The organism is Collinsella aerofaciens, from assembly GCF_040910245.1.
Lineage (GTDB): Bacteria > Actinomycetota > Coriobacteriia > Coriobacteriales > Coriobacteriaceae > Collinsella.
In genome coordinates this window covers 1-23,842 of sequence record NZ_JBDGAY010000005.1, presented here as the reverse complement: position 1 = coordinate 23,842, position 23,842 = coordinate 1, and the positions used below count along the sequence as shown (strand labels likewise).

The following is a 23,842-nucleotide window of genomic DNA, read 5'->3' as shown; positions in this document are numbered from 1 at the left end:
ACTGCCCGAGCAGGCAATCAAATATATTGCGGGCGGGCACGCGGCCCAGTCGGCTTTACGACAGCGCAATACCGCCGAGCCAGCCCCAGCGCACGCCAGAGCCAGTGCCGTAGAACCCAATGAACGAGTCAAGCGACTTAGACGTGATGGCGCCCTCGTTGCTCATAACGATGCCGCCGCCAACATAGATGCCCACGTGTCCGTACAGCAGACCCGGCGTACCGGTGCCACTGTGCGACGAGTCGGCCACGATCATGCCCACCTGCAGCGCCGAACGATCGGAGCTGTAGCACCAGGCGTTAAACATGTCGCACGCGTTGCCGCCAAAGTAGCCCACGCCGGCGTTGCGGAACACGTTGGTAACCCAGGCGGCGCACCAGTTCAGGCCAGGCGAAGGCGTGGAGTAGCATGCATTGACGACGGCCTGCTGCTTGCCCGAGCCGGCATTCTGCTGCGGGGTGCCGCCGGCATACGAGCCGCCACCCGAGCTTGAACCACCCGAATAGGAATTGTTCTTGTTTGCGGCAGCCGCGGCAGCGGCAACCTTCTTGGCAGCTTCCTCGGCCTGAGCGGCAGCGAGAATCTCGGAATCGCGCTGGGCCATGAGCTCCTTAACATCATCGGAAAGGCCGTTCAGAACCGTCTGGACCTCCTGCTGCTTGGCCTGCATGTCCTGCATCTGAGCAGTCTGCTGGTCCTTGAGCTTCTCCAGGTCGGCCTTCTGCGACTCGAGCTCGGACTTCTGCGTATCGAGCTCTTTCTGGATGGTCTGGATATCCTCGATGGCGTCACGGTCGCTCTTGTTGATCTTCTCGACGTAATGCGCGTTGGCGACGAGCTCCTCAAACGAACCAGAAGCGAGCAGCAACGACAAGATGTTGGTGCCGCCCGACTTATAGCTGGCGGCAACGCGATCGGAAAGATCGCTGCGCTTCTCTTTGAGCTCGGCCTTCTTGGTGTCGATCTGAGCCTGCGTCTCGTCAATCTGGCCCTGTACGCCCTCGATATCGCTGAGGGTCTGGGCATTCTTGTTGGCGAGCGTCGCGTACTCATTAGCGATGCTGTCGAGCTGGGCCTGGACCTCGTCGAGCTGGGCCTGGGCGGCATTCAGTTTGTCGGTGGTTTCTTGGCTGGCCTCAGCCGCATGGGCGCGGGCGGGCAGGCCAAAAAGAACAGCCGCGGAAGCAGCACCGAAAAGAGCCTTAAGGGCAGTGCGGCGCGAAAGCTCCTGCGTAAAGATGGAATCGTTGTTTGGTGACATATGTACTCCGTTACATGCTTATTTATATGTCGCTCAACTCAAACATATTAACGCACATCGCGCTTGTCCCAACTATTTCCACGAACGGCTGGAAAAGCATGGTCAGCGGCTCGCAAATACGTCCCACACCAAAGGTAAGGATTATGCAAATAACACCCTATGAGTACGTTAACATCAATCCTCTGGTTTTCCTGCCCCGCGTGTTTTGGGCGCCCCCAGCTGCGCTATACTCCCCTCAAGAAGTGTTCCTGATTCGATAGGAGACTACATGTCCAAAGCACTCGACCCCAAAGACACCTGCGTCCTCGTTACCGGCGGCGCCGGCTTTATCGGCTCGCACACCGTCGTTCAGCTGCTCGAGGGTGGCTACCAGGTTGTCGTCGTCGATGACCTCTCCAACTCCAGCGCCGTTGCCATCGACCGCGTCAAGACCATCGTGGGCGACGAGGCCGCCAAGAACCTCACCTTCTACGAGGCCAACGTGCTCGACCGCGATGCGATGAACAAGATCTTCGATACCCACCAGATTGACCGCGTCATCCACTTCGCCGGCTTTAAGGCCGTTGGCGAGTCGGTGAGCAAGCCCGTCGAGTACTACCACAACAATATCGAGAACACCCTGGTGCTCATCGATGTCATGCGCAACCACGGTTGTAAGTCCATCATCTTCTCGAGCTCTTCGACCGTCTACGGCGATCCGGACAATCCGCCCGTCACCGAAGAGGACCCCAAGAAGCCCGCGACCAACCCCTATGGTTGGACCAAGTGGATGATTGAGCAGATCCTCATGGACGTCCACACCGCCGACCCCGAGTGGGACGTCGTGCTGCTCCGTTACTTCAATCCCATCGGCGCCCATCCGTCGGGCCTGATCGGCGAGGATCCCAAGGGTATCCCCAACAACCTGGTGCCTTACGTCGCCCAGGTCGCCGTCGGTAAGCTCGAGGCCGTTCAGGTCTTTGGCAACGATTACCCCACCCCCGACGGCACCGGTGTTCGCGACTACATCCACGTGTGCGACCTGGCATCTGGTCACGTTGCCGCCCTTAACTGGATGAACGGCAAAACCGGCGTCGAGATCTTTAACCTGGGCACCGGCACCGGCACCTCGGTACTCGAGGTCGTCGCCGCCTTCTCCAAAGCTTGCGGCAAGGAGCTGCCCTATGTGATCCGCGAGCGCCGTGCCGGCGACATCGCCGCCAACTGGTGCGATGCCTCCAAGGCCGAACGCATGATGGGTTGGAAGGCCCAGTACGACATCGCGGATATGTGCCGTGACAGCTGGAATTGGCAGAGCCACAACCCCAACGGCTTCGCCGACGCCGAGTAGCAAAAACCTACATACCGTTCTTGCCCCGATCTCACGATGTGAGACCGGGGCTTTTTTCATGGCGCGTAACCATTTACCGAAAATGGGCCAACTTTTTTATCTTGCCCGTACATGTTTAAACAACATGTTCTACAATAGATGTATCGAATCAGAACACCGGGGGCGGACTGCTCTTCCATCGGCAGGCTGACCCCACAACAAGAAGGTTGGTGAGCGCATTCATGGAGCGTGCAAGCGGCGTCCTCATGCCCATCTCGTCTCTGCCCGGACCGTACGGAATCGGCGGCTTTGGCTGGAATGCCTACGACTTTGTCGATTTTCTTGCCTCGTGCAAACAACATTACTGGCAGATTCTGCCCCTTACGACGACGAGCTATGGCGACTCGCCCTATCAGTCGTTCTCGGCCCGTGCGGGCAATCCCAACTTCATTGACTTTGCCGAACTCATCGAGGCCGGCTATCTGGAGCAGCGCGATATCGACGGCGTGTACCTGGGCTCCGACCCCAGCAATGTCGACTATGGTGCCATCTTTGGTGGCCGTCGTCAGATTCTCGACCGCGCCGCCGAGCGCTTTGCCGCCGACAAGCCGGCCGACTTCGACGGCTTTATCCAAACCAACGAAGACTGGCTCATCCCCTACTGCGAGTTCATGACCGTCAAGGAGGAGTGCGGTCTCAAGGCATTTTGGGAGTGGCCCGCAGAGCTCCGTACCCGCGGTGAGGCTTCTGCCAAGGTCTGCGCCGCCCATCCCGCGCGCATGCTCTACCACCAGATGACGCAGTACTTCTTCGATCGTCAGTGGAGCCGCCTCAAGGCCTATGCCAACGAGCGCGACATCCTCATCATCGGCGACCTGCCTATCTATGTCTCGCGCGACTCCGTTGAGATGTGGGCCACGCCCGAGCTCTTTAAGATCGACGCCGCCGGTAATCCTGTGAGTGTCGCTGGCACGCCGCCCGACCAGTTCTCTGCCACCGGCCAGTACTGGGGCAATCCCATCTATGACTGGGACGCCATGGAGGCCGACGGTTTCTCCTGGTGGGAGGGCCGCATCCGCGCCGCCCTCGACATGTACGATGTCATCCGCCTGGATCACTTCCGCGGCTTCGAGGCCTATTGGGAGGTACCGTTCTCCTCACCCGATTCGTCCTACGGCTCGTGGACACAGGGCCCCGGCCTCAAGTTCTTCAAGACGCTCGAGGAAAAGCTCGGCACGCTGCCCATCATCGCCGAAGACCTGGGCTTCCTCACCCCCGGCGTCATCGACATGCGCGACACCTCGGGCTTCCCCGGCATGAAGATCTTGCAATTCGCCTTTGAGGGCACCAACTCGTACTACCTGCCGCACAACTACATTGCCAACACCGTCGCCTATGTGGGCACGCACGACAACGAGACGGCGCGCGGTTGGTTTGAGGGAACGGCCACCCCGCGTCAGCGCGAGCAGGCGGCCCTGTACACCCACCAGCAGACAGGCGAGCCCATGGCCGATGCACTCAACCGCACCATCGCCGCCAGCGTGAGCGATACCTGCATCTACACCATGCAAGACCTGCTCAACCTGGGCAACGAGGCACGCATAAACACCCCCGCTACCCTGGGCGGCAACTGGACTTGGCGCATGCTCGATGGTGCCATCACCCGCGAGCTCGAGCACAAGCTTACCGACTGGACCGAAACCTACTTCCGCATCCCGTCGGAAGCCGAAATCGAGCTTCCCCAATAGAAGCCACCGCGCCCGACCCCACCCCACCGTGCGGACGTGACCGCTTTTCCCGCGCGAGGCCACCCCAATCCCCTCGCGCGGGCTTCTTTTGAATTTCTGACATGTCGTCAACTCACCACAGGAGGAAGCATGCCCCGTATCAATCTTGCTGATCTTGCCGAGCAGTCTTTTGGAACTTCGCCCGAGCAACTCGATGACCGCCGCATTTACAAACTGCTGGTCAAGCTCGTGCAGGAGCGCTCCGCCGCCTGTCCGCTCAACAACGGCAAGAAAAAGCTCTACTACATCTCTGCCGAGTTTTTGATCGGCAAGCTGCTCATCAACAACATGATCGACCTCGGCATCTATGACGAGGTTAAGGACCAGCTCACCGCCGCCGGCCACGACCTCAATAAGGTCGAGGAGTTTGAAGTCGAGCCTTCGCTCGGCAACGGTGGCCTGGGCCGTCTGGCCGCGTGCTTCTTGGATTCCATCGCAACGTTGGGCCTTACCGGCGACGGCGTGGGCCTCAACTACCATTACGGCCTGTTCCGCCAACGCTTTGTCGACAATCAGCAGAAGGCCGTCCCCGACGAGTGGCTCAGCGAGCAGGACATCCTGATCGATGACGACCGCTCCTACACCGTCGAGTTCGGCGACTTTGCCGTTACCTCCAAGCTCGTCAACATCGATGTGCCCGGTTACGGCCAGCCCACCAAGAACCGCCTGCGTCTGTTCGATTTGGCAAGCGTCGATGACGGCCTGGTCCCCGGCAGCTCCATCGACTTCGACAAGACCGAGATCGCCAAGAACCTCACCTTGTTCCTCTATCCGGATGATTCCGATGAGCAGGGCCGTCTTCTTCGCATCTACCAGGAGTACTTCATGGTGAGCAACGCCGCCCAGCTCCTGATTGACGAGGCCGTCGAGCGCGGCAGCAACTTGCACGACCTGGCCGACTACGCCGTGGTCCAGATCAACGATACGCACCCCACCATGGTCATTCCCGAGCTCATCCGCCTGCTCACCACCGAGCACGACATCGAGTTTGACGAGGCCGTTGCCATCGTGCGCTCCATGGTCGCCTACACCAACCACACGATTCTTGCCGAGGCGCTCGAGAAGTGGCCGCTCACCAGTCTGCAGAAGGTCTCGCCCGCCATCGCCGACATTATCGTCAAGCTCGATGAGATCGCGAAGGCCGAGCACGACGACCCGCGCGTCGCCATCATCGACGAGCACGACACCGTACACATGGCCCACATGGACATCCACTTTGGCTTCTCCATCAACGGCGTCGCCGCACTCCACACCAAGATCCTGGAGGACACCGAGCTTCACCCGTTCTACGAAATCTATCCCGAGAAGTTCTCCAACAAGACCAACGGCATCACCTTCCGCCGTTGGATCCATGGCGCCAACCCCGCGCTCGCCAACCTGCTCGACGATGTGATCGGCACCGACTGGCGCAGCACCGGCGATCTGAGCAAACTCGCCAAGTTCGCCGACGACAAAGATGTTCTTGAGCGCCTGGCTGCCACCAAGACCGAGGCCAAGGCAATCATGCGCGAATTCATGGCCCTGGAGCAGGGCGTGACGATTCCCGCAGGCGCCATCATCGACGTTCAGGTCAAGCGCATCCACGAGTACAAGCGCCAGCAGATGCTCGCGCTCTACATCATCTGGAAGTATCTCGACATCAAGAACGGCAATAAGCCTAAGCACCCCGTCACCATCATCTTTGGCGGCAAGGCAGCGCCTGCCTATACCATCGCTCAGGACATCATCCACCTAATCCTGACGCTGTCCCAGTGGATAGCCAACGACCCCGACGTGGCCCCCTACCTGCAGGTCGTCATGATCGAGAACTACAACGTCACCGCCGCCGAGCGCGTAATCCCCGCCGCCGACATCTCCGAGCAGATCAGTCTGGCCTCCAAGGAGGCGAGCGGCACTTCCAACATGAAGTTCATGCTCAACGGCGCCCTGACCCTGTGCACGCTCGACGGTGCCAACGTGGAGATTGCTGAGCTCGTGGGCGACGAGAACATCTATACCTTTGGCGCCTCGTCCAAACAGGTCGAGCAGCTCTACGCCAATGGCAGCTATAACGCCGGCGCGCTCTACCGCAAGCCCGGCATCAAACTGCTGGTGGACTTCATCACCAACCCCGCCTTTATGGCGACCGGCAACGCGGAGCGCCTGCAGCGTCTGCACGACGACATCAAGGGCAAGGACTGGTTTATGGCCCTGCTCGACATTGAGGAGTACATCCAGACCAAGGAGCGCGTGCTGGCCGACTACGAGGACCAGGATGCCTGGATGCGCAAGGCGCTGATCAACATCGCCAACGCCGGCGCCTTCTCGTCCGACCGTACGATCTCCCAGTACAACGACGAGATTTGGCACCTGGACTAACCCATTCCCCTTACCATCCTCTTGAGGAACGGAGTCGTGGCAACACGGCTCCGTTTTTTTGTGCCCGTGCGTTGCCCCTGTGAGCCGCCTCGACTAAATCGTCTCAATCTGTAACACCTATTCGGCCAAAACGGTCCTACCTGCTACAGATCAAGACAAACCGGTTCTTTCCCTAGGGTTTATCTCAATCTGTAACATCTAACGTCCGAAATCCGCCCTTACTGTTACAAATCGAGACAAATGGATAAGCCGGCTAAAACAATCTCGTTCTGTAACAGGTAACTACCGAAATCAGTCCTTCGTGTTACAGATCGAGACGGAAGGACAGGCGGCTCAACTCAATCTCGTTCTGTAACATCTAAAGCCAATTCGATCCTCTACTTGTTACAAATCGAGACAAACGACCGACCAGACAACCCCGTCATAAAGAAAGGCTCCCCTCTCGCCCAGTGGACGGGAGGGGAGTCTTATATGTGACCGCGGCAAAAGGATGGCAATACCGCAGTCGCCCAAAGGGAGGGCCTGGATGCACCGGGCCTAGATAAGGTTCTTGCCAGACACCTTATCGAAGAGATGGGTCGCGTTCTTCTCGAACTTGAACCAGATGGAGTCGCCCGCCTTGAGCGCACCCTTGGCCTCAAGGTCGACAACGGGAATGATCAGGACGAACTGGCCATCGGGAGCGGTCACGTGAACGTGCTCGGTCGAACCCATGAGCTCGGTCACCTCGACGGTGCCCTGGAGCGCACCCTCCTCGCCCTTGTCGGCAAGCAGAATCTGCTCGGGGCGCACGCCGGCCGTAATCTCCTTCACGTCGCCGTCGTCCCAGTTGAGAGCAAGCTGAGCGCAGGTCTCGGGGGCGAGCGTCACGTTCATATCCTCGGTCTTGACGGTGAAGCCGTTGCCCGAGCGCACCAGCTGGGCATCGAAGAAGTTCATCTGCGGCACGCCGATAAAGCCGGCAACGAAGATGTTCGCGGGATGGTTGAAGACCTCCTGCGGCGTGGCAATCTGCTGGACGACGCCGTCCTTCATGACCACGATACGATCGCCGAGGGTCATGGCCTCGGTCTGGTCGTGGGTGACGTAGATGAACGTGCCCTTGATCTCGTGGCGCAGCTTGATGAGCTCGGCGCGCATCTGGTTACGGAGCTTGGCGTCCAGGTTGGACAGCGGCTCGTCCATCAGGAAGACCTTGGGGTCACGCACGATGGCGCGGCCGATGGCGACGCGCTGACGCTGACCGCCGGAGAGCGCCTTGGGCTTACGGTCGAGATACTCGGTAATACCCAGGATCTCGGCAGCGGAGCGAACCTTGCGGTCGATCTCGTCCTTGGGGACCTTCTTGAGCTCAAGCGTAAACGCCATGTTCTCGTACACCGTCATGTTGGGGTACAGAGCATAGCTCTGGAACACCATGGCGATGTCGCGGTCCTTGGGCGCCACGTCGTTGACGCGCTTGCCGTCGATGAACACATCACCCGAGGTGATGTCCTCCAGGCCAGCAACCATGCGCATCGTCGTGGACTTACCGCAGCCAGACGGGCCAACGAGGACGACGAACTCCTGGTCGTGAACGGTGAGGTTAAAGTCCTCAACAGCGAGCACGCCATCCTCGGTAACCTTGAGGTTGTGCTTCTTCTCCTCGGTCTTCTTCTTTTTGCCAAAGAAGCCCTTCTTTTTGGACTCGGTGTTGGGATACACCTTCTGAACATGTTTGAGAACGATCTCGGCCATGTCTTTACCTTTCGATATGCGGCACCATGTTGAGGGCGCCGCAGAAACTTGCAAAACAGTTACGGCATCAGCCCTTGACGGCACCTGCCACCACGCCGTCGATGATGTACTTCTGGCAGAGGATGTACATGACGACGATGGGGACAACGACCATCATGATGCAAGCCATCATGGGGCCGAGCTCGACGTGGCCGTAGCCGCCGCGGAAGTACTGGATCAAGATAGGAATGGTCTTGTACTTGGTGGAGTCGAGCGTAAGGTAGGGCAGCAGGTAGTCGTTCCAGACCCACATGGTCTCGAGAATGCCGACCGAAAGATAGGTGGGCTTCATGATGGGAAGGACGATCTTAAAGAACACCTGGACCGGGTTGCAGCCGTCGATCATGGCCGCCTCCTCGATCTCGAGTGGGATGTTCTTTACAAAGCCGGCGAACATAAAGACCGCCAGGCCCGCGCCAAAGCCGAGGTAGATAAAGCAGATGTTGAACGGCGTGTTGAAGCCGATGCGGTCCGCCAAATTGGACAGCGTGAACATGAGCATCTGGAAGGGCACGACCATCGAGAAGACGAACAGGTAATAGAAGAAGTTCGAGATCTTGCTGTTGACGCGCACTACGTACCAAGCACACATGGAGCAGCACACCAGAATCAGCACGACCGACGTGACCGTGATGATGAGCGAGTACATAAATGCCGAGGCAAAGCCCTGCTCGTTAAGGGCATGCATGTAGTTTGCGAGGCCGTTGAACGTCTCGGGCGTGAGCAGATCGAATGCCGTGGTGGTGCTGATTGCAGTTGCCTTTTTAAAGGAATTGAGCGCGATCATGAACACGGGGTAGATCCACGCGAGCGACAGGATCGTAAAGAAAATCGAGAGCGCGCGGTTGATAACCTTATCGCGTTTCATTACTGCTGCACCTCCTTGGACCTCGTGGCCTTAAGCTGAATCATGGAGATGGCTACGACCAGGATGCAGAAGATAACCGCCTTGGCCTGACCGATGCCCTGCCATGCGATACCGGCACGCGAATAGAACGTGTTGTAGATGTTCAGGGCGAGCATCTCGGTGGAGTGCGCGGGGGCGCCGCCGGTAAGGGCGAGGTTCTGGTCGAACAGCTTAAAGCCGTTGGTGATGGACAGGAACAGGCAGATGGTAATCGTCGGCATCAGATTGGGGATCTTAACCTTCCAGAACGTCTGCCATGCCGTGGCACCGTCAACCTTGGCGGCCTCGATGTAGTCGGACGGAATGGACTGCAGACCAGCGATGTAGATGATCATCATGTAACCGACCTGCTGCCACAGGGTCAGGATGATAAGGCCCCAGAAGCCGGCAGCGGAGTTAAGGGCAATGAGCTGGGCGCCCACGTTGGAGAGCAGGCAGTTGATCAGGATCTGCCAGATGTAGCCCAACACGATGCCGCCGATCAGGTTAGGCATAAAGAAGATCGTACGGAAGATGTTGGTGCCTTTGAGCGCCTTGCGGGTGAGCGCCTGCGCAATTGCCAGGGCGATCACGTTGATGAGCACCGTCGACAGGAAGGCAAACGCCACGGTAAAGAAGAACGACGTGGCAAACTGCGGATCGGACAGCGCGCGCACGTAGTTCGCGATACCGACAAAGTGCGCGTTGTTAATGGTAATAAACTGGCAGAACGAGAGATAGAAACCCTGGATAAAGGGGATCACGAACCCGATCATAAACGCCAGGCACGTGGGCAGCATAAAGAGCGGCCACCAGCGCTTGAGTGCTTTGCCCATAAAAGGGTCCTTTCAATATGCAGGGGGCGGGCAAACCAACGTCTGCCCGCCCCCTGTCGCTAATCAGATAGCTTGGGCAGCAACTGCTTACTCAGAAGCAGCCTTCTCGGTCTTCCAGCCATCAACGAAGGCGTTCTTGACGCCGTCCCACTTGCTGTTGTCGGCAGCATAGGCGATCAGAGCCTGCTTGAGGTTCTTCTTCCACTCCTCAGAGGGGATGTAGACGAAGTCCCAAGCAACGGTCTTCTTGCCGTCCTTGGCCATGGCAACGGCCTGCTGCGAGAAGACGTTGGTGGTCTCCTTGGCGCTCTTGAACGGAGCGGTCAGACCCATCTTGTCGGCGATGATGCTGGTCGGGGTGTCAGCGGTGACGCACCAGTACATGAAGTCCTCGGTGGCCTTCTGAGCATCCTCGGAAGCCTGGGAGCTCACGCACCAGTAGTTCTCGCCGCCGGAGCACAGGCCCTGGTTCTCCTCGCCGTCGACGCCGATGTAAATCGGCAGCATGCCGAGCTGGTCGTCGGTCATACCGGCCTTGGTGAGGTCAGCGTATGCCCAAGAGCCGTTCTGATAGAAGACGGCCTTGCCGGTTGCGAACTCGTTGGTGGCATCGTCGCCGGTCTTGGAGGCAAGCTGCGAAGGATCGCAGGTGGAGTCGGTGATGTACAGGTCGAAAATCTGCTTAAAGTTGTCGAGATACTCGCCCTTGATCTCGTCGTCCTCCTGGTTGTGCTCCTTCTCGAACTCGTAGTAGAGCGGGAGGTTGGCGAGGTGGGTGGTGTAGCGCCAGCTGGAGGAGTCATCCATGCCGGCAGAAGTGAAGGCACCCTCAACGCCAAGCTCGTCCTTGCGGGCCTGGATGTCGTCAGCACAAGCCTTCAGCTTGTCGAAGGAGTTGATGTCCTCGGCCTTGTAGCCTGCCTTCTCGAGCAGCTGCTTGTTGTAGATGATGCCGTAGCTCTCCTGGACCCAGTCGATACCCAGATCCTTGCCATCGGACTGCAGAGCCAGGGAGTCGTCAATGAGCTCACCGCGGAGCTTGGTATCGGACAGGTCGGCGCAGTAATCCTTCCAGTTCTTAAGACCGGTGGGGCCGTTGACCTGGAACAGGGTCGGAGCGGAGCTCTTGGACATCTCGGACTTGAGCTTCTCTTCGTAGGTGTTGGAGGCGGCGGTCACGATCTTGACCTCGACGCCCTTCTCCTCCTTGTACGCCTTGGCGATCTCCTTCCACTCCTTGTCGACCTCGGGCTTGAATTGGAGGAAGTAGACCTCGGCAGCGTCACCAGAAGCAGAGGAGCCGGAGCCGGCGGAGCCACCGCAGCCCACGAGACCCAGACCAAGAACCGCAGCCGCGGAACCAGCAAAGCCCAGGAACTGCCTTCTGCTCATTTCGTTCTTCATTACAATCCACCCTTTCACACCGTGGCGGCACCCTTTGCCGCCGCCTTCGGAGATTGGCTCGGGGACCTTGCCCCTTTTGCTGATTTGAACGATACGCTATTTTGAAAGTTGTTTGAACAAGTATTACTAGAGCGGTAGAAAAACTTCGGTGAACGGTAATTTCAACTTGATACTTGACAAGTTTTGTATAAACAATTATTTGTTATCGAATGCAGAGAAAACGCCCGGTCAAGCCGATGCATCGTCGGTTTGACCGGGCGTTTTCGCTTTGAGGGCATGAGTCTCGTCAGGCTGCGAGCTAGCCGGCTATCGCTTGGAGTTGACGCGGTAGTGGAAGATCTCGGGATGCGTGCGGGCATGCGTGACCTCGAACAAGATGCCGTCCGAGGTGTACGACTGGCTCTCCATGACGGCAACGCAGTTGTATTTGCCGAGGTCAAGATAGCTGCAGTCCTCATCGTTGGCGAGCTCGACGCTCACTGTACGGCGACTCGCCATCACCTTGACGCCGCGTTTGTGCTCCAGATAGTCGTAAATTGACTTTGCGGCGATCTCGGGCGTCAGGCCCTTGGCGATTGACTCCAAAAAGTAACCATGGTCTACTTGGCGCGCATTGCCGTTAAGGCTTCGGACACGCACCACGCGAATCAACTCCTCGCCCACCTTAAAGCCCAGGCGACGAGAGAGTTGCTCGGTGCAAATCAAATGTTCAAAAGACTTAACGTCCGTCGATGCAACGGCATTATTGCGCTTTGCAAATTCGCCAAACGACTCGACTTCCTCGAGTGCGCCCAGCATGTCGGTTTCGCCCTTGAGCCAAATAACGCGCACGCCCTTGCCGTGTATAGGCTGCACAAACATCTGGTCGGCCAGCATGCTCAAGGCGCGTCGAACGGTATTGCGCGTGCAGCCAAACTCCGCGGTCAGCTCGGCTTCGGTTGGCAGCATCTCCTGAAACGCATAAGTCCCGTTAATGATGCGCGAACGGATCTCGCGGTAGATTCCTTCGTAAATCGCTTTTGGCATGACTTCACCTCTAATGAATATGTATGGCTAGGCACGATAGCATTTCTTGAAGTTGTTTAAACCGATTATCGGCAAAGCGACAGGATTTAACCGTTGACGGTTTCTGTCGCGCCCAAACCGGTTTCGCTCAAAACTGCCGGTATGACAATCGTCTGGTCCTCTACAATGAATCCATTGTTTAAACGTTTCACCACGCGCAACGCGCCTCGATATTCGGGAGGCAGAACATGCTGCAAAAAATCCAACGCTTTGGCGGGGCAATGTTCGCGCCCGCCATGCTGTTTTCCATATCGGGCCTTATGGTCGGCGTCTCCGCCCTCGCAACGTCTGCGGACATCGTCGGCGATCTCGCCGTATACGGAACCCCTTGGTATGTTTTTTGGACCATCATCCAGCGCGGCTCGTGGACGGTCTTTAAGCGCCTTCCGCTCCTTTTTGCTGTAGCGCTGCCCATCGGCCTTGCCCAAAAGCAACCGGCACGCTGCTGCCTCGAGGCACTCGTGGCCTATTTTGCCTATTGCTTCTTTTTGAGCGAAATCATTAAGCTGAGCGGAGACAATCTTGGACTTAAGTACCCGTCGTCTTTGACCTCCGCTAGCGGCATCACCATCATCGACGGCATCAAGACGCTCGACACCGGCATTATCGGCCCGCTGGCGGTATCGGCAACCGTCGTCGCCATCCATGACCGCTTCTACGATGCCAAGGTTCCCGATTGGCTCGGCACCTTCTCGGGCTCCTCGCTGGTCTACCTCATCAGCTTTTTTGCCGTGTTTGCCCTTGCCGCTATCTCGGCCGCCATCGTGCCCTCCGTATACGCAATGACCGAAACGCTGCGCCATGCACTTACGAGCGTCGGCCCCTTTGGCGTGGGCATCTTTGTGCTTTTGGAGCGAGCGCTCGAGCCCATGGGGCTGCACCACCTGCTCTACATGCCGATCTACTACGACAACCTGGTCATTAACGACGGCATCTACGCCACGTGGAGCAGCTTGCTCCCCATCCTCTCCCATAGCACGCGCCCCCTTAATGAGCTTGCGCCGTGGGCCGGTTTTACCGCCACTGGCTGGGTCAAGCTCTTTGGCCTTCCCGCCATCGCAGCCGCGTTCTACTCCACCGCAAAACCCGAGCGCCGCGCCGGCCTCAGGGTCATCCTTGTTCCCGCCATCATCGCCTCGGTGGTTTGCGGCGTTACCGAGCCACTCGAGTTTCTCTTTATGTTCACCCACCCCGGGCTCTTTTTTCTCTACGCCGTCTTATCGTCTTGCCTTGCCACAACCATGAATCTCTTTGGCATCGTCGGCATCTTCTCGGGCGGCCTCATGGAGATGGCAGCCTTCAACTTTATTCCGCTCATGCGCATGCATGCCGGTGCCTATCTTTTGGCGCTCGGTATCGGCCTTGCCTTTAGCCTCATCTTTTTTGTTAGTTTTCGAGCACTCATCTTGATCTATGACCTTAAGACGCCGGGCCGCGAGGATCATGTCGCCAATCGCGCGGCAATCGATCATTTAACGGGAAGCGGCTTTGCCAAAGAGCAATCTCCCAATGACGAGGTCAATAGTCAATCCGATCAAGATCACGTCCTCGCTGAGCGGGTAATTCAGCTTTTAGGTGGCGTTGGCAATATTGCGGGCGCAACCAACTGCGCCACGCGCCTGCGCATCGAGGTCGCAGACCCTTCCATCGTTGCAGATAACGCGTCGTTTGTCGCGGCGGGCGCCAAAGGCCTCATCATTACGGGCAAGACCGCCCAGGTGGTCATCGGCATCTCCGTTCCCCGCGTTAAAGAGCATTTTGACCAGATCATGGGCCTCGAGCCGGGATTTGTGCCCACCGCCTCGGCCTCCCCTGTCGCCAGCCCAACCCACAAGCACGGCGATATCTGCTTCTTCGACATTGACGGCACGCTCGCGTGGCAAGACCCTCGAGTGGCACAAGAGCTTCCCGAGAGCGAGCGAGACCTGTCCCCCTATCCCAACGAGGCGGTCTCGCAGGCCATCCGCGATTTCGTTGCAAATGGCAACATGGCCTTTATCTGCACAGGACGCACACTGAGCTGCATCCATCCAAAGCTGCTCGAGCTGCCCTGGGCCGGCATCGTCTGCCTCGCGGGTGGCTATGTCGAACTTGAGGGACACGTGATTCGCGATTTAGCGATGACGCCCGGCATGCTGCAGCGCCTTGCCCCCTATCTTGAGCAGTCGGGCGAGGTCATCCGCTTTGAGGGCCTCAACGGCGTCGTGCGCATGAGTGCCGATGCCCCCGATGCCCCCGGATACGCGCGCACCCTGGGCGACGCAGTCACGCAGCTGCAACATTACAGTGCCTACAAGATCTTGATGTCTACATCGCTCGCCAGCCGCATCGCTCAAGATAAGGCACTTGAGCCGCTGCTGTGCTTTAACGAGCTCGAACTCGAGGTAACCGAAATCTCGCCCCGCGAATGCACGAAGCGCGGGGGCATCCAGTCTGTACTCGACGCCCTCGATCCCCACCACGGAACCGTATACGGCATCGGCGACGCCAGCAATGACGTCTCGCTGATGAACGCCGTCGATGTCGGTATCGCCATGGGCAATGCGCCGGACTATCTCAAAAAGCGCGCCGACTACATCACCGACTCGGTCGACAAAGATGGCGTCGTCAAGGCGCTCGAGCACTTTAGGCTTATATAAGCAGCCGGCACGCGCACGCGTCCCGTTTCCCCAAATCGCCAAAACAGACGCGCCGGCAACTCCAATGTGGCAATATGGTATCTGCACACCGCAACGATGCAACCTAAGAAAGAATGCGAGAACCCGTGTCCAGTCCGTTTACCAGCTTTTTAGCCCAGCACTTTGGCCAGATCAACGACTATCTGGCCACGTTCTTTGACGGACAGGCGACCTCTGCCGATATCGAGCGCTACCTGTATACCCCGCTCTCGACATTTACGGCCAATGCCGGCAAGCGCCACCGCCCGCTCATCTGCATGCTCGCCGCCACCGCGGTAGGTGGCAGCTTTGAGAGCGCCCGCAGCGCGGCGGCAGCTATCGAGCACTTTCAGTCGGGGGCGCTTATCCATGACGACATAGCCGACAACGGCCAGCTGCGTCGTGGCAAGCCTTGCATGCACCTTACCGAGGGCACGGGCCTTGCCATCAACTGCGGCGATCTGGCGCTCACCATGGTCACCAAGACGGTTCTCGACGACCCCACACTCGAGGCAGACGTGAAACTCCGTGTACTCCACGAGCTCACCGAGATGATCGTTCGCACCATCGAGGGCCAGGCGCTCGACTTGGGCTGGGTCCGCGATGGACGCTTTGACATCTCGGTCGACGATTATCTGGACATGGCAACACACAAGACGGCGTACTACAGCGGAGCCACGCCACTTGCCGCCGGAGCCATTATCGGCGGCGGCAGCGATGGGCAAATCGAAGCGCTGCGCGCCTTTGGTCTACACACGGGCCTTGCCTTTCAGATTCAGGACGATCTGCTCAACTTGATCGGCACCAAAGAGGCCGCCAACAAGGACTTCCGCACCGATATCACCGAGGGCAAGCGCACCCTCGTCGCCGTGCACGCCCTGTCAGACGAGCGTTATCACGACGAGGTCGAGGCAATCCTTTCCTCGGGCACCGAGGACCCCGCGCAACTTGCACGCGCCGTGGAGATCTTCCAGGAGACCGGCTCCATCGATTACGCCCACACTTACGCGCTTGACCTGACCGCCAAGGCCAAAGCGGCCATCGAGAACGTTGAGCTTGATCCGCACGCACGCGAGCTGTTCCTCTCCATGGCAGATTTCTTTGTGGAGCGCCTTAACTAGCGGGGGTAATAAAACCTGTCAGCAGCGTATTTGGGTACAACTTGCTACACTGTTGAGTGCATGTTTATGCATCCCTTTGCGTTGTCTATCCGACACACGCTCAAATAGTACGAATGGTACGCCGAAAGGGGTTCGTTCATGGAACCTATTACAACGGGCATGCAGGGAGCAGCCGTCGAGGACGTCCAGTCCCGCCTTCTGCAGCTCGGCTATACAATCGATGACACCGAGGTCTCCGACAAGCGCTTTGGCACCACCACCGAGCAGGCTGTTGGCACCTTTAGGCTCGACAGTGGCCTTCCCGCTGGCTGCGCCGTCGATATCCCCTGTTGGAGCGCCCTGGTAGACGCCTCGTATAAACTGGGCGACCGCACGCTCTATCTGCGCATGCCCAATTTCCATGGCGCCGACGTTCAGGCCCTGCAGCGCGCGCTCAACGTTTTGGGTTTTGCCTGCGGTGAGGACGACGGCTATTTTGGCCCGCACACCGAGGCCGCTCTGCAGCAGTTCCAAGAAAATGTCGGCCTGTTTGCCGATGGCATGGCGTTCCAGGATACCTACGCCTATATCAACCGCCTGCATCACGTGTGGGAGGGCAAGCCCTCGGTTACCGAGGCCGAGTCGCGCATCGGTTTTGCCCGCGCCGCCAACGTGCTCGAGCGCTTCCAGATTGCCGTCATCGGTGAGGACCCCATCGCACGCAGCGTTGCATCGCGCATGTGGAACATCGCCACGGCGACGACCGACAGCAGCGGCATGATGCTTTGCGATTCCGAGGTTCCGACCGACGTGGATCTGGTGCTCGAGATTGCAAGCGATGAGCTGCCCGCAGATGCTGCGCCGCGCGCCACGATCGCCCTTGCCGAGTGTCACAACCTTGCACAGCGCATCCGCACCGCCAATGTCGCCGCGCAGCAAAAGCCCGCGCGCATCCGCATTGAGCTCACGGGCATGACGCGCTACAACGGAACCTTCACCGCAAGTGATGCGCAGACACTCGCCGTACGCCTGCTCGATGGCGTTTGCGATGCCCTCGCAGATTAGGTAAACTAAACGGGTTGCTTTTGGGCAACACCACACATTGGGACGTAGTTCAACGGTAGAACTCCGGTTTTTGGTGCCGGCTGTTGGGGGTTCGAATCCCTCCGTCCCAGCCCCAAAGAACATAGCGCTCCAGGCTCTTATGAACCTGGAGCGCTTTTTCGTGGGCATGCGGAGGGATTCGAACCCGCAAGGGTGCAGAGCTGAGGAAACGCGAAGCGTTTTCCAGCGCAGCACGCAAGGAGCGAAGCGACGCAGCGGGGCGCGGCCGCCGGCAGGCGGACGCGGAATCCCTCCGTCCCACATCGACCGAGAGCTCCTCGCGTTAAGAAAATCGAGCCAACGCCGCCAAGCGGAGGGATTCGAACCCGCAAGGAATCTACCTATATAAGACAGACGCCCCAGGCCCATAACGACCAAGAGCGCCTTGCATCTAGAATTATCAGCCCTGTTCCGAAAAGCGAGCCGCATGCAACAACCAAGTAACCACAGGCCCCGGGAGAGCGGGGACACCGGCTTAGGTTTATCGCGAGTTCCGCACGAACAGGAGGCCACTTAATGTGGCCTCCGTCGTGAGCAGGACTGTAGAGCAGGAAACCTAAGCCGGTGTCCCCGCTCTCCCGGGGCCGGCGGAATCTAGTTGTTAAGCATGCGGTCGAAGCTTCCCGAGTCGCCATCCCGATAGTCGGCGGTCATCAGAATCTCCTGCGGAATGCGTCCGCCCTCACGCAGCACGTTGCGGAACTGTACGCGCGTGACCATGGGCAGATCCTTGATCGTCGCCGCCAGGTTCTGCGGTACACCCTGGTTGGCAGCCGCGGGCTCGCACTCACCGCCGGACTTCACGCGGCGCTTGTGCTCGGCGAGCATGGCGCGATACATACCGGCATGCAGGCGAATCTCAACAACATTGGCATTACGGGTCTGCTCGACAATGCGCGCACCCTCTCGGTCGATATCGCCCACGTAGTAGACATAGTTAAAGCGATAGCCGATCTCGGCCAGATAATCATCCAGTGCGTGCGAAACGCTCGCCTTGCAGCCACCGCCAAAGATCACGCCACCCACCTTGGTGCCAAAAAGCTTAGCGTGCTTGCGGCCGCGCAGGAGCTTGACGATCTCGTCATAGGTGTCCAGGTTCTCGACCATAATGAACGGCTTGTCGGCGCCCAGCGTAAAGAAGCCCGTAAAGTGCACAGGACGGTTGGGAGCAACCTTGATTGCCTGCATGCTAATGCCCTTTTCGGTCATACGCCGAATCAGACGCTCGCCATGCTTGCCGTCAAAGGCCTTCTCATCGTTAAAAATCTGGTAGGCGCGCTGGCGACGCGAAGCGACCGGCGTGTCGGCGCCGCGATTCTGCTCTATCCAAGCCTGGATGATCGCAATCTCCTCGGCAATCTTGCGGTTGGACATCTCGTTGTGCTGAGTGCGCTGCGGAGCCTTATTGCCGTCCTTGCCCTCGACCTTAACGATTTGAGTCTGCTGCTCCTTAATCTTGGAGAGCGCCGTAGGCGTGGGAACGACCTTGAGCAGCTGCCTGCCCAGGACACGGGCCAGAGCAAACGCCGAAACCTCGCCATGAGCGGGCGGCTCAGGCTGCTGGGCGGCCGCATCGTTTGCAGTCGGTTTGGGCTGCGCCTGGGATTTGCGCTTGGAATCTGCCTGAGCTTTGCGCTCTTGCTTTGGCGCGGACGAGCTCTTTTGCGAACGTTCGGGCTTGTCCCCCTTCGCCGGCTGGCGCTTGGGTTGCTCCACCGGGGCCTCAACCTTCGCATCCTTGCTTTGCGTCGCCGCCTTCTCGGCCGCGGCCTCGGCATTCGAGCCACGACCGCCACGGTGACGACGACGGCGAGGCTTGCTCGAAGCGCTCTCCCCTGCCTGCTTATCAGCGGACTGCTGAGCTTTGACCTCGGCGTCGGCCGCAGGCTGCGACTCGGAAGGTTGCTGCTCGCAAGCCACCGGCTCAACGGTTTTCTCGGTTTGTTCGGCCTTATCGGCCTGAGCGGTCGAAGCCGGCTCGCCCTTCTCCTGACGCTTTACGGGATACGCGCGTCCCGCAAAACCGCGGCCGGGACGACACGAACCCGGAGCCCTCTTGGCAGACTCCTCAACATCGTCTGCAACCTCGGGAGGCTCTTCAACCTCATGCGCGACATCCTGCTGCGCAGCCTTAAAGTGAGCACCGCGACGACGCTTGGGCTCTTGGGCCTCCACGGGCTTTTGCTCCTGCGCGGGCTTCTGCGACTCGGCAGCAACCTTGGTCTCGACAGCCTCGGTATCGAGCTCATCCCTTTGAGCAACGGCGCGACGGAAGCGCTCCTGCTGGGCACGGCGCTGAGCATCGCGCTTGCCGCCCCCGCCAAAACCGCCGCGACCGGCCTTAGCCGTAAAGGCGCGAACGACGCTCTCATCGAGCAGCTCGTCGGTATCGATATGCTCGCGCGGGGCCGTTTCCACCGAAGCGGGCACCTCGACAACGTCCTCGACGGCCTCTTCGGCAACCTCGGCAAGCTGCTCCTGGGCATCACTTATCTCGGCATGAATGGTATAGAACGCCGGACGTCCGTTAATGCCGCTGCCCTCGATCTTGGTAACGATTTTTGCCGCGATGAGTTCGTCGCGCATCGCCTTGGTGTCGCATTCCTTATCGACGGAGCGGAAAATCTGTGCCAGCGCGCTCGACTTGATTTTAAGCGCCTTGCGGCAGAGCAGGTCGTAGGCAACCAGCTTGGCGCGCTCGGCAGAAAGCGACGTCTGGCTGCTTAGACGCTCAGCCAGGGCATCGACATTATTTTGGTTATCGGAATATACCGTCTTGGCCACGGGGCCCCTTTCATATGTACACATATACGTCTATATGGTACATCGCGCGAGCCTATCCACGCAAAACATCTGCGAGGACGCCTTTGCATCACCCGTTCCCGCAAGAAAAAAGACCGAGCCCGCGTCGTTGCGGACCCGGTCTTTCCGAGTCATATGGATGGAACGGTTAGCTCATCAAGTTGACTAGGCCTTGGCAGCCTCGGCGTCGGCGGGAGCCTCGGCGGCAGCAGTGCGGCCATACTCGGCCTTGCCCATCTCGGACCACTCGGGCTCCTCGTCGGGCATGGAACCGGCCTCCTTGCCGAAGAACTCCTTGAGGCAGTTGACGGCAACGATGAGGCCCAGGACCATCAGCAGGACGGCGAAGACGAGCTGCAGACCCTTGGTGGCGGCGACGGAAACGGCAGCCGTGGTGGCGGTAGCCGGGATGGTGCCGAAGAAGCCGTAGGCCTGGACGGCGGTCATGCAGCCCATGGCGCTCTGGACCAGCGAGGTGAAGGTGCAACAGAGCAGGAAGACAACGGGCACGTAGAGCATCCAACCCTTGCGGCCGGTGCACTTGCAGAACACGGCGAGGGTGATCATGGTCATACCGCCGAGCAGCTGGTTAGAAGCACCAAAGAGCGGCCAGATGTTGGCATAGCCACCAAAAGCGAGGGCGAGACCGGGAAGCAGGGTGACGACCGTGGCGAACCAGGGGTTGCCGAGGACCTTCATGTAGCCGGCCTTGGAGTCGACGGCCAGAGCGTCGTTGGTCTGGGCAAAGAACTCAGAGAACGAGGTGCGGGCGATGCGGGCGACGGCGTCGAGCGAGGTCAGGGCCAGTGCGGAGACGTTCATGGTCATGAAGACGGTAGCAAGCGTGCCGTCAACACCGAAGGCCTGCATACCGCGGGAGATGCCAGCGGCAAAGATCTGGAACGGGGTGGAAGCGACACCGGCGTTGAGGGCGCCGGTACCGGCGGTGTTCATATCGGAGAACATGATGCCGGCGACGATGATGGCAAGGATGCCGACGAAGGACTCGACGATCATGGCGCCATAACCGACCTTGACGGCGTCCTGCTCCTTCTCAACCTGCTTGGAGGAGGTACCAGAAGAAACGAGGCTGTGGAAACCGGAGAGAGCACCGCAAGCGACGGAGACGAACAGGACCGGGAACATCATGCCGGAGGCACCGGAGAAGCCGGTGAAGACCGGAGCGGTGATAGTGGCCTGACCGTTAACGCCCAGGACGACGATGCCGAGGACAGCGCAGACGATCATGACGATCATCATGATGGAAGTAAGGTAGTCACGCGGGGTCTTGAGCATCTGGATGGGCATAGCGCCAGCGAAGACCAGGTAGACCATGACGACGGCGAACCACTGGAACTTATCCAGGTAGACCGGGAACTGCATGCCGACGGCGAACATGAGTACCATGAGGACCGCGCCGGTGACGAACTCGGCAGCGCCGGTGAGGTTGAACTTCTTCTGGGCCCAACCAAAGGCGATAGCGACGAAGGTGAACAGGATGGAGATGGTACCAGCGCAGCCGGCGGCATAGGACTTGGTGAAGTCGATGGCACCGGTAGCAGCACCAGAAGCGTCAACGGCCGGGGTGAACATGAACGTCTTGCAGACCATGTCGGTGAAGGCGGCGATGACGATGATGCAGAACAGCCAACAGAACAGCAGGAACAGGCGACGGCCGGTCTTGCCGATGTACTTCTCGATGAGCTGAGCGAGCGACTTGCCGTTGTTCTTCATCGAAGCGTACAGGGCGCCAAAGTCATGGACGGCGCCAAAGAAGATGCCACCGACGAGGACCCAAAGCACGACGGGCAGCCAGCCAAAGGCCATGGCGACGATCGTACCCGTGACAGGACCGGCACCGCAGATCGAGCTGAACTGGTGCGAGAACGCGGTGAAGGCGGAGACAGGCGAGAAGCTCTTGCCGTCCTTCATGCGCTTGGCCGGCGTGAGGGCCTCTTTGTCAACGCCCCACTTGTTGGCCAACCAGCGGCCGTAGCCCAGATAGCCGCAGGCGAGCACCGCCGCAGCCACAACCATGAGCAAAACTCCGTTCATTACATTTCCTCCTCTAAAAAGAACTACTCAGACATAAAAAATGAGGGCCGTCGGTTGCGCTCGACGGCCCTCATCTTCATCAGCCGCCCGTTATCGTACGGGCTAGCTGTATGTGCTAACCCGCATCAGATAATTACTACGCTGATAATGTTTAGCTGATGCGTGAACATGTCTGAGAAATCCTCTTCAATCATGATGTGAACGATCCGTGCGTGTTCACATCCCCCAGTGGTTGAAAAGGAGTATGAAACTTTAGTTACCTAAAGTCAACGCAAATTTGTAATGAATTTTCAACTTTTTTTGAATTTCTCGGTATAAAACGCCACTGACCTCGGACTTTACCCAACGACAGTTTTTGCTTGAGAGATGCCCCCGAGAGCGGCGGGAGCCGGGCGGCGCATATGAACTTTCCTGCTCTACAGTCCTGCGCAAGACGGAAAGCACATTAAGTGCTTTCCTTTGCGTGCGGAACTCGCGATAAAGTTCATATGCGCCGCCCGGCTCCCGCCGCTCTCGGGGGCTCCCATCCCAAATCTCAACTCTGTTATCATAATTACGATAATATCCTGATAGCTCAGGAGGTAGCTGTGAATATTAGGCCAATCTCAGATCTTAGAAATCACTACCCGGACGTTGAACGCGAAGTCGAACAAGAGGGTCCGGTTTTTCTAACTAAAAACGGGCGGGGCTCTATGGTCGTCATGAGCTTTGAGCAGTACAAGTCACTGAGCAATACAATCGAGAGCGCACTTGATGCCGCTGATCGTCAGGCTGCCAGCATGCAACTTCGCTATACACACGACGATGTCTTTGGCTCTGTCAGAAAAATGCTCAACGGCGGTCTCGATGGACAGGCACTATAAGCTCCGCTATCTTCCCCTATTTTGGGAGGACCTCAGCCAAGCAGCGTCATATATCGCCTTTGATCTCAATAACCCCGCTGCAGCAAATAGGCTTGTCGACAATGTTGAAGCAGGCATACTCGAGCATCTCAAGAATCCAACCATGTCACCAACATACCCTTCGACAAGAAGACGGTTGCACCCGTATTACCGCTTCTACGTTGGCAACTACATGGTTTTTTATGTCGTCATCGACGACGTTATGGAAGTCCGCCGACTGCTATATAAAAGCCGAGATATTGAGTCGATCATCAGGTAGGTTTCTTTCAGCTAAAGCACGCCGGAAATTCGACGCTGGTTTGTTAACCTTGCCGGACGTTGTCGACGCCAAACCAGCTCAGAAGCTATATCGATACAGAAAGGTCCCCGACCGGAGGGGCCGGATATAAGGTTTATCGCGAGTTCCGCACGCAAAGAAGGCCACTTAATGTGGCCTTCGTCTTGCGCAGGACTGTAGAGCAGGAAACCTTATATCCGGCCCCTCCGGTCGGGGACCACACCCGTACGACTACAGCGTCATGTTTGGATCGGCGTCGACGT

The 23,842-nt window shown here is 58.5% G+C and carries 16 protein-coding genes and 1 tRNA gene; 9 read left to right on the top strand and 8 right to left on the bottom strand.

Annotated features, from left to right (window positions below; translation table 11 throughout):
• Positions 1–55: 55 nt before the first annotated feature.
• Positions 56–1,261, bottom strand: coding sequence for a coiled-coil domain-containing protein (locus AB5Z20_RS02965; RefSeq protein ID WP_368156190.1), 1,206 nt, complete (start codon positions 1,259–1,261; stop codon positions 56–58).
• A gap of 268 nt (positions 1,262–1,529) precedes the next feature.
• Here AB5Z20_RS02965 and galE point away from each other — a divergent pair, with 268 nt between their 5' ends.
• From galE to glgP, 3 genes are all read left to right on the top strand, one after another.
• Positions 1,530–2,591 carry a UDP-glucose 4-epimerase GalE gene (gene galE, locus AB5Z20_RS02960; protein ID WP_117564856.1) on the top strand — a complete coding sequence of 354 codons (1,062 nt, stop codon included), beginning with the start codon at positions 1,530–1,532 and terminating at the stop codon, positions 2,589–2,591.
• A 209-nt stretch (positions 2,592–2,800) separates the two neighbouring features.
• Complete coding sequence (gene malQ / locus AB5Z20_RS02955) at positions 2,801–4,318, top strand: 4-alpha-glucanotransferase (protein ID WP_368156189.1); 1,518 nt, start codon at positions 2,801–2,803, stop codon at positions 4,316–4,318.
• 129 nt (positions 4,319–4,447) lie between these two features.
• Positions 4,448–6,715 carry a glycogen/starch/alpha-glucan family phosphorylase gene (glgP, locus tag AB5Z20_RS02950; protein WP_368156187.1) on the top strand — a complete coding sequence of 756 codons (2,268 nt, stop codon included), beginning with the start codon at positions 4,448–4,450 and terminating at the stop codon, positions 6,713–6,715.
• A 537-nt stretch (positions 6,716–7,252) separates the two neighbouring features.
• On the opposite strand, the gene AB5Z20_RS02945 is transcribed toward glgP, so the two are convergent.
• From AB5Z20_RS02945 to AB5Z20_RS02925, 5 genes are all read right to left on the bottom strand, one after another.
• On the bottom strand, positions 7,253–8,452 hold the full coding sequence (locus AB5Z20_RS02945; RefSeq protein WP_349090301.1) for an ABC transporter ATP-binding protein: 1,200 nt from the start codon (positions 8,450–8,452) through the stop codon (positions 7,253–7,255).
• Between the two features lie 67 nt (positions 8,453–8,519).
• Positions 8,520–9,359: a carbohydrate ABC transporter permease gene (locus AB5Z20_RS02940; RefSeq protein WP_138341395.1), complete on the bottom strand. Its 840-nt coding sequence runs from the start codon at positions 9,357–9,359 to the stop codon at positions 8,520–8,522.
• Positions 9,359–10,213, bottom strand: coding sequence for a carbohydrate ABC transporter permease (locus AB5Z20_RS02935; protein ID WP_329739134.1), 855 nt, complete (start codon positions 10,211–10,213; stop codon positions 9,359–9,361). Before AB5Z20_RS02935 ends, AB5Z20_RS02940 begins: the two co-directional genes overlap by 1 nt.
• A gap of 87 nt (positions 10,214–10,300) precedes the next feature.
• Positions 10,301–11,617, bottom strand: a complete 1,317-nt coding sequence (locus AB5Z20_RS02930; RefSeq protein ID WP_329739133.1) for an ABC transporter substrate-binding protein — start codon at positions 11,615–11,617, stop codon at positions 10,301–10,303.
• A gap of 306 nt (positions 11,618–11,923) precedes the next feature.
• Positions 11,924–12,643, bottom strand: coding sequence for a GntR family transcriptional regulator (locus AB5Z20_RS02925; protein WP_195247228.1), 720 nt, complete (start codon positions 12,641–12,643; stop codon positions 11,924–11,926).
• Positions 12,644–12,870: 227 nt separating this feature from the next.
• Between AB5Z20_RS02925 and AB5Z20_RS02920 the strand changes: the two genes are divergently transcribed.
• From AB5Z20_RS02920 to AB5Z20_RS02905, 4 genes are all read left to right on the top strand, one after another.
• Complete coding sequence (locus tag AB5Z20_RS02920; protein ID WP_368156185.1) at positions 12,871–15,321, top strand: PTS transporter subunit EIIC; 2,451 nt, start codon at positions 12,871–12,873, stop codon at positions 15,319–15,321.
• A 125-nt stretch (positions 15,322–15,446) separates the two neighbouring features.
• Positions 15,447–16,460: a polyprenyl synthetase family protein gene (locus AB5Z20_RS02915; RefSeq protein ID WP_368156184.1), complete on the top strand. Its 1,014-nt coding sequence runs from the start codon at positions 15,447–15,449 to the stop codon at positions 16,458–16,460.
• 138 nt (positions 16,461–16,598) lie between these two features.
• Positions 16,599–17,504: a peptidoglycan-binding domain-containing protein gene (locus tag AB5Z20_RS02910; RefSeq protein WP_199574436.1), complete on the top strand. Its 906-nt coding sequence runs from the start codon at positions 16,599–16,601 to the stop codon at positions 17,502–17,504.
• Between the two features lie 38 nt (positions 17,505–17,542).
• Positions 17,543–17,614 (top strand) — tRNA-Gln (locus AB5Z20_RS02905).
• Between the two features lie 523 nt (positions 17,615–18,137).
• On the opposite strand, the gene AB5Z20_RS02900 is transcribed toward AB5Z20_RS02905, so the two are convergent.
• Together AB5Z20_RS02900 and AB5Z20_RS02895 are read right to left on the bottom strand one after the other, a co-directional pair.
• The gene (locus tag AB5Z20_RS02900; RefSeq protein ID WP_368156183.1) at positions 18,138–20,327 is read right to left on the bottom strand and encodes a hypothetical protein; all 2,190 of its coding nucleotides are present in this window, start codon (positions 20,325–20,327) and stop codon (positions 18,138–18,140) included.
• A 183-nt stretch (positions 20,328–20,510) separates the two neighbouring features.
• Positions 20,511–22,400 carry a carbon starvation protein A gene (locus AB5Z20_RS02895; RefSeq protein WP_368156182.1) on the bottom strand — a complete coding sequence of 630 codons (1,890 nt, stop codon included), beginning with the start codon at positions 22,398–22,400 and terminating at the stop codon, positions 20,511–20,513.
• A 587-nt stretch (positions 22,401–22,987) separates the two neighbouring features.
• Here AB5Z20_RS02895 and AB5Z20_RS02890 point away from each other — a divergent pair.
• Positions 22,988–23,263 (top strand): type II toxin-antitoxin system Phd/YefM family antitoxin, encoded by a 276-nt coding sequence (locus AB5Z20_RS02890; protein ID WP_368156181.1) that lies wholly within the window; start codon positions 22,988–22,990, stop codon positions 23,261–23,263.
• Positions 23,154–23,561: a type II toxin-antitoxin system RelE/ParE family toxin gene (locus AB5Z20_RS02885; RefSeq protein ID WP_368156180.1), complete on the top strand. Its 408-nt coding sequence runs from the start codon at positions 23,154–23,156 to the stop codon at positions 23,559–23,561. The genes AB5Z20_RS02890 and AB5Z20_RS02885 overlap by 110 nt, the downstream gene beginning before the upstream one ends.
• Positions 23,562–23,842 lie beyond the last annotated feature (281 nt).

Bases quoted from the DNA above. Each gene is read 5' to 3' on its own strand.
- AB5Z20_RS02945 (WP_349090301.1), bottom strand. From the start codon at position 8,452: ATGGCCGAGATCGTTCTCAAACATGTTCAGAAGGTGTATCCCAACACC.
- AB5Z20_RS02935 (WP_329739134.1), bottom strand. From the start codon at position 10,213: ATGGGCAAAGCACTCAAGCGCTGGTGGCCGCTCTTTATGCTGCCCACG.
- AB5Z20_RS02895 (WP_368156182.1), bottom strand. From the start codon at position 22,400: ATGAACGGAGTTTTGCTCATGGTTGTGGCTGCGGCGGTGCTCGCCTGC.
- AB5Z20_RS02920 (WP_368156185.1), top strand. From the start codon at position 12,871: ATGCTGCAAAAAATCCAACGCTTTGGCGGGGCAATGTTCGCGCCCGCC.
- AB5Z20_RS02910 (WP_199574436.1), top strand. From the start codon at position 16,599: ATGGAACCTATTACAACGGGCATGCAGGGAGCAGCCGTCGAGGACGTC.
- galE (WP_117564856.1), top strand. From the start codon at position 1,530: ATGTCCAAAGCACTCGACCCCAAAGACACCTGCGTCCTCGTTACCGGC.
- glgP (WP_368156187.1), top strand. From the start codon at position 4,448: ATGCCCCGTATCAATCTTGCTGATCTTGCCGAGCAGTCTTTTGGAACT.
- AB5Z20_RS02885 (WP_368156180.1), top strand. From the start codon at position 23,154: ATGCCGCTGATCGTCAGGCTGCCAGCATGCAACTTCGCTATACACACG.
- AB5Z20_RS02930 (WP_329739133.1), bottom strand. From the start codon at position 11,617: ATGAAGAACGAAATGAGCAGAAGGCAGTTCCTGGGCTTTGCTGGTTCC.
- AB5Z20_RS02940 (WP_138341395.1), bottom strand. From the start codon at position 9,359: ATGAAACGCGATAAGGTTATCAACCGCGCGCTCTCGATTTTCTTTACG.
- AB5Z20_RS02925 (WP_195247228.1), bottom strand. From the start codon at position 12,643: ATGCCAAAAGCGATTTACGAAGGAATCTACCGCGAGATCCGTTCGCGC.
- AB5Z20_RS02965 (WP_368156190.1), bottom strand. From the start codon at position 1,261: ATGTCACCAAACAACGATTCCATCTTTACGCAGGAGCTTTCGCGCCGC.